At 70.1% G+C, this 807-nt stretch carries 1 protein-coding gene; it reads right to left on the reverse strand.

The features are described 5' to 3' along the window. A partial coding sequence (locus HN013_RS32235) for a polyketide synthase dehydratase domain-containing protein (protein ID WP_171172564.1) occupies window positions 1–807 on the reverse strand: 807 nt, incomplete at both ends.

An 807-nucleotide genomic window follows, 5' to 3' on the forward strand; every position in this document is an offset into this window, starting at 1 on the left:
TCCGGCAACACCGCCTCCACAAACAACTCACCCTCACCACCACGCCACACACCCCTCAACCCACGAAACGCCGGACCATACCCATAACCACGACCCGACAACACCTCATACGCACCCTCCACCACCACCGGCACAGCACCCACCGGCGGCCACACACCCAACCCCACCACGTCATCGTCACTGGCGGCCGGGCCGGCCTCCACGGAGACCAGGGTGGCCTGGGCGTGGCGAGCCCACACGGAGCCCGCCCCCGTGCCGGACTGCGGACGCGAGTACACAGCGGCGTTGCGCCGGCCGTCGCTGTCCGGGGCCTCCACGACCACCTGCAGCTCGACGGCACCGTCGGCAGGGATGATCAGCGGGGTCTGAACGATCAGCTCTTGGACCACACCGCAACCCACCTGGTCCCCGGCCCGGATCAGCAGATCCACGAAGGCCGTACCGGGCAGCAGGGCGGTCCCGGCCACAGCGTGATCGGCCAGCCACGGGTGGGTGGACTGGGACAGCCGTCCGGAAAGCATGACCGCGTCCGACCCGGCCAGCTCCACCGCGGCAGCCACCAGCCCGTGGTCCATGTCCGCCAGACCGACGCCCGTCAGGTCACCGCCGCGCGTGCTGCGGTCGAGCCAGTAGCGCGTGTGCGCGAAGGCATAGGTCGGCAGTTCCAGCGGGGGTGTTGAGTCTGGGGTGAGTGTGGTCCAGGTGAGGGGGAGGCCGGTGGTCCAGGTGTGGGCGGCGTTGGTGAGGAAGCGGGTGAGGGTGGCGTCGTTGCGGCGGAGGGTTCCGGTGACGGTGGTGGTGTGGGGG

The organism is Streptomyces sp. I05A-00742 (genome assembly GCF_013055795.1).
Taxonomy (GTDB): Bacteria; Actinomycetota; Actinomycetes; order Streptomycetales; family Streptomycetaceae; genus Streptomyces.